Source organism: Streptosporangium nondiastaticum, from assembly GCF_003011965.1.
Classification (GTDB): Bacteria; Actinomycetota; Actinomycetes; order Streptomycetales; family Streptomycetaceae; genus Streptomyces; species Streptomyces nondiastaticus.
Window position 1 is genome coordinate 1 of the sequence record NZ_PXWG01000041.1, and the last position, 14505, is coordinate 14505.

At 72.1% G+C, this 14505-nt stretch carries 15 protein-coding genes; 8 read left to right on the forward strand and 7 right to left on the reverse strand.

Going from position 1 to position 14505, the window contains the following annotated elements:
• From B7P34_RS17105 to B7P34_RS17120, 4 genes are all read right to left on the reverse strand, one after another.
• Window positions 1-1114 (reverse strand): NAD(P)/FAD-dependent oxidoreductase (locus tag B7P34_RS17105; RefSeq protein WP_146166839.1); only part of this gene is annotated, 1114 nt, incomplete at its 3' end.
• On the reverse strand, window positions 1111-1461 hold the full coding sequence (locus tag B7P34_RS17110) for a (2Fe-2S)-binding protein (protein WP_223267933.1): 351 nt from the start codon (window positions 1459-1461) through the stop codon (window positions 1111-1113). The genes B7P34_RS17110 and B7P34_RS17105, both read right to left, overlap by 4 nt.
• 41 nt (window positions 1462-1502) lie before the next feature.
• Window positions 1503-2720 carry an NAD(P)/FAD-dependent oxidoreductase gene (locus tag B7P34_RS17115; RefSeq protein ID WP_223267934.1) on the reverse strand — a complete coding sequence of 406 codons (1218 nt, stop codon included), beginning with the start codon at window positions 2718-2720 and terminating at the stop codon, window positions 1503-1505.
• Between the two features lie 130 nt (window positions 2721-2850).
• Window positions 2851-3072: a hypothetical protein gene (locus B7P34_RS17120; protein WP_106677468.1), complete on the reverse strand. Its 222-nt coding sequence runs from the start codon at window positions 3070-3072 to the stop codon at window positions 2851-2853.
• A 205-nt stretch (window positions 3073-3277) separates the two neighbouring features.
• On the opposite strand from B7P34_RS17120, the gene B7P34_RS17125 reads away from it, so the two are divergent.
• Window positions 3278-3946: an XRE family transcriptional regulator gene (locus B7P34_RS17125; protein ID WP_223267935.1), complete on the forward strand. Its 669-nt coding sequence runs from the start codon at window positions 3278-3280 to the stop codon at window positions 3944-3946.
• Window positions 3947-3949: 3 nt separating this feature from the next.
• Window positions 3950-4420 (forward strand): NUDIX domain-containing protein, encoded by a 471-nt coding sequence (locus tag B7P34_RS17130; RefSeq protein ID WP_106677473.1) that lies wholly within the window; start codon window positions 3950-3952, stop codon window positions 4418-4420.
• Window positions 4421-4442: 22 nt separating this feature from the next.
• On the opposite strand, the gene B7P34_RS17135 is transcribed toward B7P34_RS17130, so the two are convergent.
• Complete coding sequence (locus tag B7P34_RS17135) at window positions 4443-5351, reverse strand: SigB/SigF/SigG family RNA polymerase sigma factor (RefSeq protein ID WP_106677475.1); 909 nt, start codon at window positions 5349-5351, stop codon at window positions 4443-4445.
• 256 nt (window positions 5352-5607) lie between these two features.
• Here B7P34_RS17135 and B7P34_RS17140 point away from each other — a divergent pair, with 256 nt between their 5' ends.
• The 4 genes from B7P34_RS17140 (at window position 5608) to B7P34_RS36770 (ending at window position 9668) form a co-directional block, all read left to right on the forward strand.
• Window positions 5608-5970, forward strand: a complete 363-nt coding sequence (locus B7P34_RS17140; RefSeq protein ID WP_223267939.1) for an STAS domain-containing protein — start codon at window positions 5608-5610, stop codon at window positions 5968-5970.
• 235 nt (window positions 5971-6205) lie between these two features.
• Window positions 6206-6781 (forward strand): ATP-binding protein, encoded by a 576-nt coding sequence (locus tag B7P34_RS17145; protein WP_106677479.1) that lies wholly within the window; start codon window positions 6206-6208, stop codon window positions 6779-6781.
• Window positions 6782-6961: 180 nt separating this feature from the next.
• Window positions 6962-7777, forward strand: a complete 816-nt coding sequence (locus B7P34_RS17150; protein WP_106677481.1) for an LPXTG cell wall anchor domain-containing protein — start codon at window positions 6962-6964, stop codon at window positions 7775-7777.
• Between the two features lie 10 nt (window positions 7778-7787).
• Window positions 7788-9668, forward strand: a complete 1881-nt coding sequence (locus B7P34_RS36770) for a COG1470 family protein (RefSeq protein ID WP_146166840.1) — start codon at window positions 7788-7790, stop codon at window positions 9666-9668.
• 56 nt (window positions 9669-9724) lie between these two features.
• Here the strand turns inward: B7P34_RS36770 and B7P34_RS17160 are convergent, their stop codons facing one another.
• Window positions 9725-11260 (reverse strand): peptide MFS transporter, encoded by a 1536-nt coding sequence (locus B7P34_RS17160; RefSeq protein WP_106677483.1) that lies wholly within the window; start codon window positions 11258-11260, stop codon window positions 9725-9727.
• Window positions 11261-11728: 468 nt separating this feature from the next.
• Here B7P34_RS17160 and B7P34_RS17165 point away from each other — a divergent pair, with 468 nt between their 5' ends.
• Both B7P34_RS17165 and B7P34_RS17170 read left to right on the forward strand, forming a co-directional pair.
• A complete protein-coding gene (locus B7P34_RS17165; protein WP_030365213.1) occupies window positions 11729-12409 on the forward strand; it encodes a response regulator transcription factor in 681 nt (226 codons plus the stop codon).
• Between the two features lie 76 nt (window positions 12410-12485).
• The gene (locus B7P34_RS17170) at window positions 12486-13739 is read left to right on the forward strand and encodes an ATP-binding protein (protein WP_106677485.1); all 1254 of its coding nucleotides are present in this window, start codon (window positions 12486-12488) and stop codon (window positions 13737-13739) included.
• Between the two features lie 79 nt (window positions 13740-13818).
• On the opposite strand, the gene B7P34_RS17175 is transcribed toward B7P34_RS17170, so the two are convergent.
• The gene (locus B7P34_RS17175; protein ID WP_106677487.1) at window positions 13819-14316 is read right to left on the reverse strand and encodes a GtrA family protein; all 498 of its coding nucleotides are present in this window, start codon (window positions 14314-14316) and stop codon (window positions 13819-13821) included.
• Window positions 14317-14505: the final 189 nt, after the last annotated feature.

Consider the following 14505-nt stretch of genomic DNA (forward strand, 5'->3'; position numbering starts at 1 on the left):
GGTTCGCTGCCTCACCTGCCGCCCCGCCTGCCGTCCCGCCCACCGGTCCGGCCGTCCCGCCGGTGGCCGCCCACAGGCGCTCGGCCAGGTCCGCCACCGCCGCCAGGCCCGCCAGCTCGCCCTCCGCCGCGGCGGCCGGCGCTCCCGCGATCCCGGTGATCTCACCGGCCGCGTACACGCCCGGCACGGTCGTCGCCTGCCGCCCGTCGACGACCACGTGCCCGTCGCGCACGGCGCACCCCGCGGCCAGCGGCAGCTCCAGCTGCGGCGTGAACCCGTAGCCGACGCACACCGTGTCCACCGGCGCCAGGCGCTGCTCGCTGCCCGGGACCGGGTGCCAGCCGGCGTCCAGGCGGGCGACGGTGACGGCCTCCACGCGGTCCCGGCCGTGCGCCGCGACGACCGCGTGCCGGGTCCGGTACGGAACGCGCCCGCGGGCCAGCCCGGCCGCGTACGAGCCGAGCTCCGCGAGCCTGCCGGGACCGCCGTCGCGCAGGGCGGCGGCGGGGCTGCGCAGCCAGCGCGCCGGGTTCCCCGCCTCGTACACGCCCAGCACGTGCGCCCCGACGTCCAGCAGGGACAGCGCGACCGGCAGCAGGAACGGGCCGGTCCCCGACACCACCGCCCGGGCGCCGACGGCCGTCCGCTGCCCCTCCGCGAGCGCCTGCGCCGCGCCCGCCGTGACCACGCCCGGCAGCTCCCAGCCGGGGAACGGCAGCGTGCGGTCGAAGGCGCCGGTGCACAGGACGAGCGCGTCGGCCGTGAGCGTGCGCACCGGGCGGCCGCGGTCGTCCGCGGGGCCCTGCTGCAGGTGGACGAGGTGCCGGCCGGGCGCCGGGCCGGGCTCCAGCGCCCAGACCGTGGCGCCGGCCAGGTGCTCGATACGGGGCTGGACGGCGACGGCCGGCTCCAGCGGGTGGCCGGCGGACGTGACCGCTCCGTCAGTGACGGCGGCGGGCCGCCGCCCGTACCGGCCGCCGACGCGCTCCCCGCTGTCGACGAGGACGACGCGCGCCCCGCACCGGGCGGCGCTCAGCGCGGCCCGCGAGCCGGCGGGGCCGGCGCCGACCACGACCACGAGGGGAGGAGAAGGTATGGGGAGAGGGCCGCTCATGCGACCTCGTCCGCCTCGTCGTCCGCCTCTTCTGCGTCTGCTGTGTCGCGCACGGGTCGTACGGTCTCCGGGGCCTCCGTGCACGCGGGCAGACGGGCGCCGCGCAGGGTCTCCACCCGGTCGCCGTCGCGCAGTTCGCGCAGACAGGCCCGGACGTCCGGGAGGCCGTTGACGACGAGCAGGCAGTCGTAGCAGACGCCGATGCCGCAGAAGACTCCGCGCGGGCGGCCGCCGAGGCGGGTGGTGCGCCAGGACCGGTGGCCCGTCGCCAGGAGCAGGGCCGCCACGGTCTGGCCGGGCAGGGCCCGGTGCCGCTCGCCGTCGACGTACACCGTCATCAGTGCCATCCGTTCTCCTTCCGGATGCCGGGGGGTGTGTCAGGGGAGTGTCAGCAGGGCGCCGGTGCGAAGCGGCCGGCCCGGAACGGCTCCGGGTCCACGTGCGGCGGCTCGCCCGCCCACAGCTCGGCGAGCAGCTCACCGGTGGCGGCGGCCAGGCCGATGCCGGCGCCCTCGTGACCCGTCGCGTGCCACAGGCCGGGGCGGCGCGGGTCCTCGCCGACGACCGGCAGGTGATCGGGGGTGTACGGGCGGAAGCCCCCGTACGCCCGCATGACCGGCACACCGCCGAGCACGGGGAAGAGGCGCGCCGCCCCGCGCGCCAGCGCGCGCAGCACGTCGGTGCGCAGCGTCGTGTCGAAGCCGGCGCGACGGCGGCTGGAGCCGATCAGGACCGTCCCCGCCTGCGTCGCCTCGACCACGGCCGCCACCTGCAGCGCCGCGTCCGAGCTGCCGGCGGCGCGCACGTAGCCGGCGTCGTACACCTTGTGCCGCACCGTGCCGTGCGGGAGCGGCGCCGTGACAAGGACCATGCCCTGCCGGGGCAGGACGGGCAGGGGCGCGCCGGCCGCCGCGGCGAACTGCCCGGCCCACGGGCCGCAGGCGTTGACGACCGCGCCGCACGGAATGCGGCCCACCGAGGTGTGCACGCCCACGACGCGCTGCCCGTCCCGGCCGGTCTCCACGCCCGTCACCTCCACGCCGGTACGGATCCGGCCGCCCCGCGCCCGCACGGCGGCCAGCAGCGACGTGGCCGCCAGGACGGGCTGCAGCTGGGCGTCCTCCGGATAGTGCACGGCGGCGCGCACGCCCGGCGTCAGATGCGGCTCGAACGCGGCCGCCTCGCCCGGCGCGAGCTCCCGCGCGTCCACGCCCGCGGCGCGCTGGGCCGCGGCGAACGCGCGCAGGGCGGTGCCGGACGGGTCGTCGGTCGCGACCACGAGGCCGCCCTTCGCCTCGTACTCGCACTCCGCCCTGCCCGGACCGAGCTCCTCGCGGAGGGCGGCCAGCAGGCGGGGCCAGCGGTGCAGGGAGGCCTGGGCGAGGGCCAGTCCGGGCCCGGGTGCTCTGCCGGAGACGAGGAGGTTGCCCTCGCCGCACGCGGTCGTCCCGGCGGCCAGCGGGCCACGGTCGAGCACAAGTACTTGTGCCCCGCGCCGCGTCAGCGACTCGGCGCACGCCGCGCCGACGATGCCGCTGCCGACCACGACGACGTCCGCGCCGGCCGCGCCGTCTATGTAATCCCGCTCTTTCCGCAGAACGCGCACGCCAGTCGCACCGCCGTTCCCCCAGAGGCCGCCGCGACGCTATTCGCCCCGCGGCGGGCGGGTCAACACCTCCGGCGCGGTAAGGCCGCCCCATGTTCGTGCAGTGCCCCCCTATGTTTTGCGGGCCGCGTCAGGGCCGCCGCTGCCGCGCGGCGTTCACCTCGGCCACGCGGGCCCGCAGCCGCTCGTGCACGCCGACGGGCTCCACGTCCTCAAGGGCCGTGACCCACTCCCGGCCGCCGCCGAACGCGCGCAGGTAGACCCACGACGCGGTCGCGTCCATCACCTCCCCGACACGGTCACGTCGCTTGTCCAGCACCATCGTTCCGACTTCCACCTTGTCCACGTCCATGCCGTCAGGATCTTGCCGCTCCCCGGGACGAGGGAACCTCCACCAAATCCCATTCAGGGACGTCCCGAGGCGAGTAGAACGTCCCTGGCGGGTGACTAGAAGCCGAGAGCGCCGGGAGTAGGTGACAGGTATGCGGAACGAGCGGTTACGCATCGCTGTGGCTGCGGGGGGCTGGACTCATGCAACCCTTGCGGCGCAGGCAGGCGTGGACGCCAAAACCGTTGAGCGCTGGCTCAACCTCGGCCGCACGCCACGTCGCGTCACGGCCTTCGCTGTTGCCGAGCTGCTGGGCGAGGATGTCTTCGTGTTGTGGCCGGAGCTGCGGCAATCGAAGGCGACGCGGTCCGTGAGTCCCGAACTCGTGGCACTTTACGAACGGCGAGCAGACGTCCCCGTGTCGCTCTTCGCCGACCTCATGGCACAAGCCCGGCAACGCATCGACGTCCTGGTCTACGCCGGGCTCTTCCTGCACGAGGGCTACCCGCGCCTGCGGGAACTGCTCCGTGAACGGGCCGGGGAAGGGTGTGCCGTCCGAATCGCGGTCGGGGACCCGGACAGTCTCAATGTCCGGCAACGGGGGAGCGAAGAGAAGTTCGGGCACGGCATCGAGTCGCGGTGCAGGTTGGCTCTCATGCACTACGCGCCGCTCGGCCAGCTCGCTGGAGTCGAACTGCGCACGCACGGGACGACGCTGTACAACAGCCTCTACCGTGCTGATGACCAGTTCCTGGTGAATGCACACGTCTGGGGCGCCAACGCCTACGGTGCGCCGGTGTGGCACCTTCGGCGCAACGGGGATGGGGGCATGTTCGACATGTACGCGGAGAGCTTCGACGCCGTATGGGCAACGGCTGTCCCTGTGCAGGGAGGCTGACGAATGACCCGGACCGAGTTCTACGACGACCCCGCCGCGCCGGAGCCCAACAGTCTCGTCGTCGCCGCGTCCGCCGTCGTCACGGACGGCGAGGGGCGGATCCTGATGCAGCGTCGGGCGGACAGCGGGTTGTGGGCGTTGCCCGGGGGCGGGATGGAGATGGGGGAGTCGCTCGCCGGGGCGGTCGTGCGGGAGGTGCGGGAGGAGACCGGCCTCGACGTCGAGGTCACCGGGCTCGTCGGCACGTACACCGATCCCCGGCACGTCATCGCGTACAGCGACGGCGAAGTGCGCCGCCAGTTCAACATCTGCTTCACGGCGCGGATCGTGGGCGGGACGCTCGCCATGTCGGACGAGTCGACCGAGCTGCGGTTCGTTCCCGTGGACGGGATCCGGTCGCTGGACATGCACCACACGCAGCGGATGCGGGTGCAGCACTACCTGCAGCGGCGCCCTCAGCCCTATCTGGGCTGAGGGCGCATCACGTGCCGTGGCCTCACTCGTCGGTGAGCAGCCCTCTACGAAGGCGCCGGAGCGTACGCGACAGGAGACGGGAGACGTGCATCTGGGAGATGCCCAGTTCCTCGCCGATCTCCGACTGGGTCATGTTCGCCACGAACCGCAGGGACAGGATCTTCCGGTCCCGGTGCGGGAGTTCGGCGATCATCGGTTTGAGGGACGCGACGTACTCGATGCCCTCCAGGTCGTGGTCCTCGTAGCCGATGCGCGCGGCGAGCGTGCTCTCGGCCTCCTCGTCCTGGGACTGCACGGCGGCGTCCAGGGAGCTCGCCGAGTACGCGTTGCTCGCGGCCATGCCCTCGACGACCTCGTCCTCGGACAGGCCCAGCCGCTGGGCGAGTTCGCCGACGGTGGGGGCGCGGTCCAGGGTCTGGGCGAGTTCGTCGCCGGCCTTGGCGAGGTCGATGCGGAGCTCCTGGAGCCGGCGCGGCACGCGCACGGACCAGCTGGTGTCGCGGAAGAACCGCTTGATCTCGCCGATGATCGTCGGCATCGCGAACGTCGGGAACTCGACGCCCCGGCTGAGCTCGAAGCGGTCGATGGCCTTGATGAGGCCGATCGTGCCGACCTGGACGATGTCCTCCATCGGCTCGCTGCGGGTGCGGAACCTGGCGGCGGCGAACCGCACGAGCGCGAGGTTCAGCTCGACCAGGGTGTTCCGTACGTAGGCGTATTCGTGGGTGCCCTCTTCGAGCGCTTCGAGGCGGGCGAAGAGCGTTTTGGACAGGGCCCGGGCGTCGTGCGGGGCCAGTTCGCCGGGGGGCGTGGGGCCGTCAAGGCCTTCGAGGCCGCTGACGCCGTCGTAGTGGGCCGGGGACTCGGGGGGCGGGGGTGTCGACGACGCCGTACGGGGGTCCGTATGCGTGGCGTCGAGCCGGGGTGACATGGGGGTCTCCTCCATCGTTCTCGGCATATGGCTGCCGATGCCGTCGCGTCGTGCTGCGGTGAGCGGCGCCTCCAAAGCCGTTCGTGGTGGATGTCGTCCTACTAGCCCTACCTGCCCTCGCCCTCGCACCGCAAGTGCGTGATGTCCGTATATGTGCTTAATGCCGGACCTTCCGCTTCCGGAGGCCGTAGGGAAGGCGTAGTGTTCTCGGAGCGCCACGCAGGCACACCGAGAAGGGATGCGCATGGATCGCGGGATGGTCGGCAGCGCGAGGGGCCGGCTGAATGTAGCCGTCCGGCGGGACGGGTCGAGCGCGATCGTGACGCCGGTGGGCGAGCTCGATCACCACACGGCGGACGTGCTCCGCGAGCCGCTCGAAGCGGCCATCGCCGACGGCGGTGTGCACGTCGTTCTCGACTGCTCCCGGCTGGACTTCTGCGACTCCACCGGTCTCAACGTGCTCCTCGGTGCCCGGCTCCAGGCCGAGGCCGGCGGCGGCGGAATCCACCTCGCCGCGATGCAGCCCGTGGTCGCCCGCGTCTTCGAGATCACCGGCGCGGAAGCCGTCTTCACCGTCCACGAGACGCTCGACGCGGCGCTCGCCGGACTCGCCGGCTGACCCCGGCCGCCCGCGCCTCTTCGCGCGCATTCCTGTGTGTTATTCAAACGTTACGCGGCTCCGGTCTGGAACCGTGTCCCGCAGTTGTATGCATCACAGGACCGATGCCGAAGAAGTGGGTGTTCTCACGAATCGGTCGGGCAGGAGTCTGCTGAATCTGCTCCGTCGGGTCCGTTCCGTCCATATGTTCGTTACGTTCCGTTCTGAATCGGTGAATCGGTGAGGTGAAGCGCTGATGAGCACCACCCGGCCGTGCCCTCCGCCGGGCGACCCCGGTCCGGGGGCGGACGGCGCCGCCTCGTCCGGTACATCCGGTGCGTCCGGCGCTCCTGGTGCGCCCGGTGATGCCGGCGCGCCGTCCGGCACGCCGTCGCCGGAGGCGCCTTCGTCGTACGCGTCCCCCGGCGGAGTGCGCCGGCTGCACCTCGTCGGGGTCAGCGGCGCCGTGCCGATGTCCCGCGACTTCACCCGCCAGGCGCTCTACGACTGGGGCTGGCTGCCCGCCACCGGCGCCGACCACCGCGCCGCCGCCGAGGACGTCCTCCTCGTCGTCTCCGAGCTCGTCACCAACGCCTGCCTGCACGCCGACGGGCCGGAGGAACTGCGCGTCAGCTGCGCCGGCAAGGTGCTGCGCCTGGAGGTCGTCGACCTCGGCGCCGGCACGCCCGCCCCGCGCACCCCGCACCGGGCCGGGCGGCCCGGCGGCCACGGGATGTTCATCGTGCAGCGGCTCTGCCTGGACTGGGGGGTCGTGCGGAACGAGAGCGGGGCCGGGAAGACGGTGTGGGCGGAGCTGGCCGCTCCGGGGTAGGCCCTTCCGCCGCCCTTCGCTGCTCTCCGCCGCCTCGTCCGTCCCTTCCGTCGCTTTCCTCTTCGGCTTCTTTCTTCCTTCTCTTCCTTCCTCAAGGTCCCCGGCGTACTGTCTGCGCCCGATCTGATGTGCCGTCAGTAGTTTTCCCGGCGGCGGCACCGGACGAGAGGGGAACCAGAGGTGTCCCACAACCCACGCCGCGCACTCGCAGCCGCCGTGACCCTCGCCGGCGGGGCCGTCCTGCTCGGCGCCCCGGCCGCACACGCCGTCACGGTCGACGTCGCCTACGCCTGCAAGACCCCCATCGGCGACAAGAGCGCCGTCTCTCCCATCGACATCAAGGGCGTCGCGGACGGCGGTTCGTACAAGCTGACCATGTCCTTCGAGAAGGGCGTGTCCTCCAGCCCCATCGAGCTCGGCAAGGGCGCGATGAAGCCGAGCGCCGTCATCAAGCTGGGCGGCGCGGACAGCGGCACGGTGGCCGTCTCCGGGCCCGCCAACGCGGAGCCGATCCCCGCCAACACGCCGATCAAGATCAGCGACCTGTCCGGGACGTACACCCCGAAGAAGAGCGGCAGCGTCACGTTCACCGCCTCCACGCTGACCATCTCGGCCCTGGGGACCACCACGACCTGCACGCCCACGAACGATCCGAAGCCGTCGCTGACGCTGGAGATCAAGGGGGACGGGGGGACGGGAGGGACGGGGTCCGGAGGGGCCTCCTCCTCGGGGTCGTCCTCGGGGTCGTCCAGTGGATCCTCCGGTAGTTCCTCCGGCGGGTCCGCTACGGGCGGCTCGTCGTCCACCGGCGGGTCGTCTTCCACCGGTGGCTCCTCCGCCACAGGCGGTTCCTCCTCCACCGGCGGCGGTCAGCTCCCGCAGACCGGGCCCGCCGACTCCGCCATCGCCCTCGGCACCCTCGGCGGCACCGTCCTCCTCACCGGCATCGCCGGCACCCTCTGGCTGACCCGCCGTCGCCGCGCCGGCGCCCGCTGATGGAGCCGCCTTGCGTCCTCGTCTGCTGACGGCCCTGGCCTCGGTGATCCTGGCCGCGTCCGCCGCCCCCGCGGCCGGCGTCGCCCGCGCCGCTGCCGACGACCGGGCCGCCGCCGACGACCGGGCCGCGGCCTGGTCCGCCGCGCCCGCCCCCGCCGGCACGGCCGCGCCCGGACCGGACGACCGGACGTCGTTCTACCTGGAGGGCGCCCCCGGCGCGGTCCTCACGGACAAGCTGGCCCTCGTCAACCCCACGGACAGCGCGCGCTCCCTCGAACTCCGGGCGTCCGCGCCCTGGATCTCCCTCGGCCGGCGGCAGGTACGGGTGCCCGCCCGCATGCGCGCCGACGTCCCGTTGACCGTCACCGTGCCCGGAGACGGCAACGGCGACCGCTCCGCGGCCGTGGTCGTCACGGGAGAGGGGCGCGAGGCGCGGGTGCCCCTGGCGCTACGGGTGAGCGGCGCGCCCGCGCTGCCCGCGCTCGCCGTCGAGAACGTACGGGTCAGCAGCGCGGCGGACGGGCGCGGCGCGGTCATCCGGTACGCGGTCGTCAACCGGGGCAACACCGTCCTGGCGCCGCGCCTCGCCCTCCGTGCCGACGGCATCTTCGGCACGGTCCTCCGCCGCACGGTCAGTGACGCCCTGGCAGCCCTGCCGCCGGGGCGGGCCGTGCAGCGGGTGGAGCGGTGGGCGGACGCGCCGCGGCTGGACTCGGTGACGGTGCGGGTCACCGCTGCGGCGGAGGGCGGGGTGCGGGCCAGCGGGTCGGCGTCCTACACGCCGTGGCGGTGGGTCGTTCCGGTGGGCGGCGGGGGTGTGCTCGGCGTGCTCGGCGCGGTGGTGCTGGTGCGGCGCGTCGTGGTCCGGCGCCGGGGCCTCCGGGGCAGGGTCCTGGACCGTATATTTACGGCGCCCCACCCCCCTGCGCAGACTCACCCTGCACTTGGCGCCACAAATACACGTCAGCGTCCAGGACCCTGCCCCTGCGGCCCCGGCGCCTCCCTGGTCGCCCTTCTGCTGGCCGTGTTCCTTCTCCTGTCCTCTGCAGGTGCTGCTGTGGCTGATGGCCCCAGGCTCTCTCTGGATCGGCCGGAGGCCGGGAAAGGGAGCGCTGTGGTGGTGACGGGGGAGGGGTGGCGGCCCGGCGCTCTGCTGACCTTGTTGGTGTGCGGGCAGAACATGGTGGGTGGCACCAATGATTGTGCCAATGCTGACGGGCGGACAGTCACTACGGGGAGTGACGGGCGTTTTCGGAGGGAGCTCGTTGTCCCCGAGCCGCCTCGGCCCTGTCCTTGCGTTGTGCACGTCGCCACTGTCATGGGTGATGCTCAGGCTGTTGATGTTCCTCTTGTCGTTGCCGGGCATCCTGTCGTCCCCGTGCCCTCCGGCGCCCGGCTGGGCGTGCTCGCCGCACGGCTGGAAGGCTCCAGCGGGCTGCTCACGTGGTTCGGGGCGCCGCCCACGCGGCGGCTCGTCGTGACCGTCGGCAATCTCGGCTCCGGGGCCGTCAAGGATCCCGTCTTCCGCGTCGGCACCGCGCGGGGCGTTCTCGCTCCCGCGTGGGAGGAGCGGAAGTGGCACGGGACCGTTCCTGCGGGGCAGCGGGCTCGTGTGGTTTTTGATGTGGAGCTCGCCGCGGGTGCCCACGGGCCCTACGAGGTGTCGCTGAAGTACGGGGAGAAGGTGCTCGTCGCCGAGCCTTGGGATGTTGCCCGGCCTTGGGGAGTGGTTCTTTTCTGGGTGCTGCTGGGTGGTGTGGTGGCCGTGGGGCTGTTCCGGGTGGGGATGTTGTTTGTCGATCGGCTGGGGCCCCGGCCTCCTGTTCCTGAGACGGCCGGCCGTCCGGTTCTTCCCTGGTTCGCTCCCGGGACTCTTCCGCCGCCCGACTGAGGCGAACGCAAAGGGCCCCCGGCGCGATCGCGCCGGGGGCCCCTTCGTGCGTGTCCTTAGCGGACGTCGCCCATCTGGGCCTCGATCTTCTTGCGGGACATCCAGACCGCGAAGCCCGCCAGGGTGGCGGCCGCGGCCTGGCCCACGATCACGCCGATGCCGTTGAGGTCGACCTTGGCCTCGGCCAGCAGGGTCATGGTGCAGTCACCGGCGGTGACCGCCAGGAACCAGACACCCATCATCTGGCTGGCGTACTTCTTCGGCGCCATCTTCGTGGTGAGCGACAGGCCGACCGGGGAGAGGCACAGCTCACCCATGGTCTGGATGCCGTAGATCATCAGCAGCCAGGCGGGGGAGACCTTCGTGCCGTCCGAGGCCATCGCCATCGGGATGGCGAAGACGAAGAACGAGGCACCGATGATCACCATGGCCATGGAGAACTTCACCGTGGTGCTCGGCTCGCGGTTGCTGCGGGCGAGCCACAGCCACAGCCAGGCGAAGACCGGGGCCAGGGCCATGACCCACAGCGGGTTCACGGACTGGAACACCGTCGACGCGAAGCCGATGCCGAACACGTTGTCCGCGGTCTTCTTCTCGGCGAAGGTCGACATCGTCGAGCCCGCCTGGTCGAAGATCATCCAGAACACGGCGGCGGCGACGAAGAACCAGATGTAGCCGCTGACCTTGGTCTGCTCGGTCGCGGTCAGGTCCTTGTCGCGCTTGATGCGGGTCAGGACCGTGATCGGGACGACCAGGCCGACCAGCGCGAGCGGGATGGTGACCCACTTCTGCGTGAAGTGGCCGGTGCCGGTCACGACGCCGTAGAACGCGGCGGCGATGCCGAGCCACAGCAGGGCCTTCAGCAGCGTGGACTTGCGCTCGGCGGCCGTCAGCGGCTTCGGGACGACGCTGCTCTGCGGGCTGAGGTGGCGGGTGCCCCACAGGAAGAAGAGCAGGCCGAGACCCATGCCGAACGCGGCGATCGCGAAGCCCAGGTGCCAGTTGACCTCCTGGCCGATGGTGCCGATGACGAGCGGCGCGGCGAAGGCACCGGTGTTCACACCGATGTAGAAGATCGTGAAGCCGCCGTCGCGGCGCGGGTCCTGCGGACCGTCGTAGAGGTGGCCGACCATCGTGGAGATGTTGGCCTTCAGCAGGCCGGAGCCGATCGCCACCAGCGCGAGGCCGGCGAAGAAGGTCGGCTTGCCCGGGACGGCCAGGGCCAGGTGGCCGGCCATGATGACGCACGCCGCGATGGCGACCGTCTTGCGCGGGCCCCAGACGCGGTCGCCGAACCAGCCGCCGGGCATGGCCAGCAGGTAGACCATCGCCACGTAGACGGAGTAGATGGCCACCGAGCTCGCCTCGGGCATGGCCAGACCGCCGCCCTGGCTGCCGGGCTTAGCGTCCGGGCCGCCTGCGATCAGGTAGACGACGAGAAGGGCGCGCATGCCGTAATAGCTGAAGCGCTCCCACATCTCCGTCATGAAGAGGGGGGCCAGGCCGCGGGGGTGGCCGAGGAAGGTCTTGCCGCCGGACACAGGAGAGGTCTTCTCCTGCTCGGCCGCACCCTTCGTCAGGCTGGACGCCATGTCGATCCTTGTGTGCTCGGGACGCGCGGGTGCAGCTCCTACGCGCCCGGGTGGGGGTTGGCCGGCACCGGTCACCGCACCGTCCGCCCCCACGTCCAGGGGGTTCGCTCCCTCCTCCAAGAGAGCGGCGGGACGGTCGTCACCGGGATCCACGCCCCCCGCGCACCTTCGCGCGACGGACCCGGCCGCCAGGTCAATCACTGTGTAACAAGACTGGGGTATCCAGTCCTGCGCACGACAGAGGCCTTCGGCGCGCCGAGAACGATCCGAAAGGCCCCCTTGTAGCTACAGACGTCTGGTCACCATACGTCACACCCCGCCCGCAAACGGAAGGAGTTGAGACGCGGATCACATCACATCGGGGAACCGTTTTCGCACCCTCAAAGGTCTGTACCGGGCTGTCAAGGGTTGCCGCCGGTAGCCGCCGGTACGCCTCTGACGTGGGCCCGCGCGGACTACCATCACTGCATGACCCGAGTACTGCTCGCCGAGGATGACGCGTCCATCTCGGAGCCGCTCGCGCGCGCGCTGCGCCGCGAGGGCTATGAGGTGGAGGTGCGAGAAGACGGTCCCACGGCGCTGGACGCCGGGCTCAAGGGAGGGGTGGACCTGCTCGTCCTCGACCTCGGGCTGCCCGGCATGGACGGACTGGAGGTCTGCCGCCGGCTGCGCACCGAGGGCCACGGCTTCCCGGTCCTGGTGCTCACCGCCCGCGCCGACGAGGTGGACACCGTCGTCGGCCTGGACGCCGGCGCCGACGACTACGTCACGAAGCCCTTCCGGCTCGCCGAACTGCTGGCCCGCGTCCGGGCCCTGCTGCGGCGCGGCACCGTCGAGGCCCACCAGCAGCCCCCCGCCACGCACGGCGTGCGGATCGACGTCGAGTCGCACCGCGCCTGGATGGGCGACGAGGAACTGCAGCTCACGGCGAAGGAGTTCGACCTGCTGCGGGTGCTCGTCCGCGACGCCGGGCGCGTGGTCACGCGCGATCAGCTGATGCGCGAGGTCTGGGACACCACGTGGTGGTCCTCCACCAAGACCCTCGACATGCACATCTCCTGGCTGCGCAAGAAGCTCGGCGACGACGCCGCCAACCCCCGCTACATCGCCACCGTGCGGGGCGTCGGGTTCCGCTTCGAGAAGAGCTGAGTCCGGCCGCCGGGCGGGCCGAGCCGGTCCGCCCGGCGGGGGCCAGCGTTCGTACCACCCGCCCGGAGGGCAACCCGTGCGCCGCCGACTGATCAATTCCACGCTCGCCGTCGTTCTCGTCGTGATCGCCGTCTTCGGCATCTCGCTCGTCATCGTCGAGACCCGCACGATCGAGAGCAGCGCCCAGGAGAGCGTGCAGTCCGAGGCCGTACGGCTCGTCAGCATCGTCGACAGCCGGCTGGTGGGGGGCGAGCGGGTCGAGTCCGGGATCCTCAGCGAGCAGATCACCGCCGACCGGTACGCCCGGATCGAGATCCCCGGGCGCGCGCCGATCGAGATCGGCGACCGGCCCGAGGGCGGCGTCATCGCCAACACGCAGAAGGGCGAGCAGGGCGAGCTCGTCCGCGTCGAGGAGTCCCGCTCCACGGTCAGCCGCGAGGTCGGCCGCACGCTGCTGGTGATCCTCGCGGTCGCGCTGCTCGCCGTCGTCGCCGCCGTCTTCCTGGCCGTGCGGCAGGCCAACCGGCTCACCGCGCCGCTGACCGACCTCGCCGAGACCGCCGAGCGGCTCGGCTCCGGCGACCCCAGGCCCCGCCACCGCCGCTACGGGGTGCCCGAGCTGGACCGCGTCGCCGACGTCCTGGACAGCAGCGCCGAGCGGATCGCGCGGATGCTCACCGCCGAGCGGCGGCTGGCCGCGGACGCCTCGCACCAGCTGCGGACGCCCCTGACGGCGCTGTCCATGCGGCTGGAGGAGATCACGCTCACCGACGAGCCGGAGACGGTCAAAGAGGAGGCGACGATCGCCCTCGCCCAGGTCGAGCGGCTGACCGACGTCGTCCAGCGGCTGCTCACCAACTCCCGCGACCCCAAGTCCAGCTCGGCCGTCACCTTCGACCTGGACGAGGTCATCAAGCAGCAGATCGAGGAGTGGCGGCCCGCCTCGCGCAGCGAGGGCCGGGCCATCGTGCGCTCCGGCAAGCAGGGGCTGCGGGCCGTCGGCACGCCGGGGGCGGTCGCCCAGGTCCTCGCCACCCTCATCGAGAACTCGCTGATGCACGGCGACGGCACGGTCGCCCTGCGGACGCGCGTCACCGGCAACCAGGCGGTCGTGGAGGTCACGGACGAGGGGCCGGGGGTCCCGCCGGACCTCGGAGCGCGGGTCTTCGAGCGCACCGTCAGCGGGCGGAACTCCACGGGGCTCGGGCTCGCGGTCGCGCGCGACCTCGCGGAGGCGGACGGCGGCCGCCTGGAGCTCCTCCAGGCGAACCCGCCGGTCTTCGCCCTCTTCCTCAGCCGGGAGACGGACGAGGTGGAGGGGGGCCTCTGAGGGCGCCCCAGGGGGCGTCTGAGGGCGCCCCCGCCGTACGGGCTGTTACGTCGTGCGTGCCGTTACGTCGTGCGTGCCGTTACTTGTGCGCGTCCACGCGCGCGACCGCATCCGTGGTCAGGAACGATTCCGCAGTCTCCACCGCCTGCGCGCGGAAGACCCACGTGCGGTAGGACCAGAAGCGGAAGACCGTTCCTATCCCCAGCCCGATCACGTTCTTCGCGATGTTGTCCGCGAGCGGGGACGTCAGGCCGAGGCCGTAGTGCGAGAGCGCCAGGATGCCGTTCTCGATGATCAGCCCGGCGCCGCTGAACAGCAGGAACAGGCTCATCTCGCGGCTGCGCCGGCTCCGGTCGCAGTCGCGGTAGGTCCAGTACCGGTTGCCGACGTAGTTGGTGGCGATGGCCACGGCCGTGGCGATCACGCCCGAGCGCACCACCGCGAGGTGGAACCCGTGGACGCAGATGTTGAAGACGAGGAAGTTGACCACGAACCCGATGGCCCCGACCGCGCCGAACTTCGCGATTTCGCGGGCCAGCCGCTCCAGCCGGGAACGCACTGCGCGCCGTTGACTCATGAGATCGTCAGGCTCCGTTGAATGGGCGTCTTGGGGGCGTGGGGCAGCTTTCATGCTAGCGAGCGCGTTCCGCCACCGATGGGCGGAGTCGGTGAACGTGAGACGAACGCGAGTCATATCGGCCAACGGGGCAGACACCGCCTTTTCGGATGATCCTCCGAACGCGGTCCGGGGCTGTTCCCTCGTACG

What these genes read in the sequence shown, in the direction of transcription:
- B7P34_RS17110 (WP_223267933.1), bottom strand. Translation starts at nt 1,461, where the DNA reads ATGGCACTGATGACGGTGTACGTCGACGGCGAGCGGCACCGGGCCCTG.
- B7P34_RS17120 (WP_106677468.1), bottom strand. Translation starts at nt 3,072, where the DNA reads ATGGACGTGGACAAGGTGGAAGTCGGAACGATGGTGCTGGACAAGCGA.
- B7P34_RS17130 (WP_106677473.1), top strand. Translation starts at nt 3,950, where the DNA reads ATGACCCGGACCGAGTTCTACGACGACCCCGCCGCGCCGGAGCCCAAC.
- B7P34_RS17135 (WP_106677475.1), bottom strand. Translation starts at nt 5,351, where the DNA reads ATGTCACCCCGGCTCGACGCCACGCATACGGACCCCCGTACGGCGTCG.
- B7P34_RS17140 (WP_223267939.1), top strand. Translation starts at nt 5,608, where the DNA reads ATGGTCGGCAGCGCGAGGGGCCGGCTGAATGTAGCCGTCCGGCGGGAC.
- B7P34_RS17145 (WP_106677479.1), top strand. Translation starts at nt 6,206, where the DNA reads ATGAGCACCACCCGGCCGTGCCCTCCGCCGGGCGACCCCGGTCCGGGG.
- B7P34_RS17160 (WP_106677483.1), bottom strand. Translation starts at nt 11,260, where the DNA reads ATGGCGTCCAGCCTGACGAAGGGTGCGGCCGAGCAGGAGAAGACCTCT.
- B7P34_RS17165 (WP_030365213.1), top strand. Translation starts at nt 11,729, where the DNA reads ATGACCCGAGTACTGCTCGCCGAGGATGACGCGTCCATCTCGGAGCCG.
- B7P34_RS17175 (WP_106677487.1), bottom strand. Translation starts at nt 14,316, where the DNA reads ATGAGTCAACGGCGCGCAGTGCGTTCCCGGCTGGAGCGGCTGGCCCGC.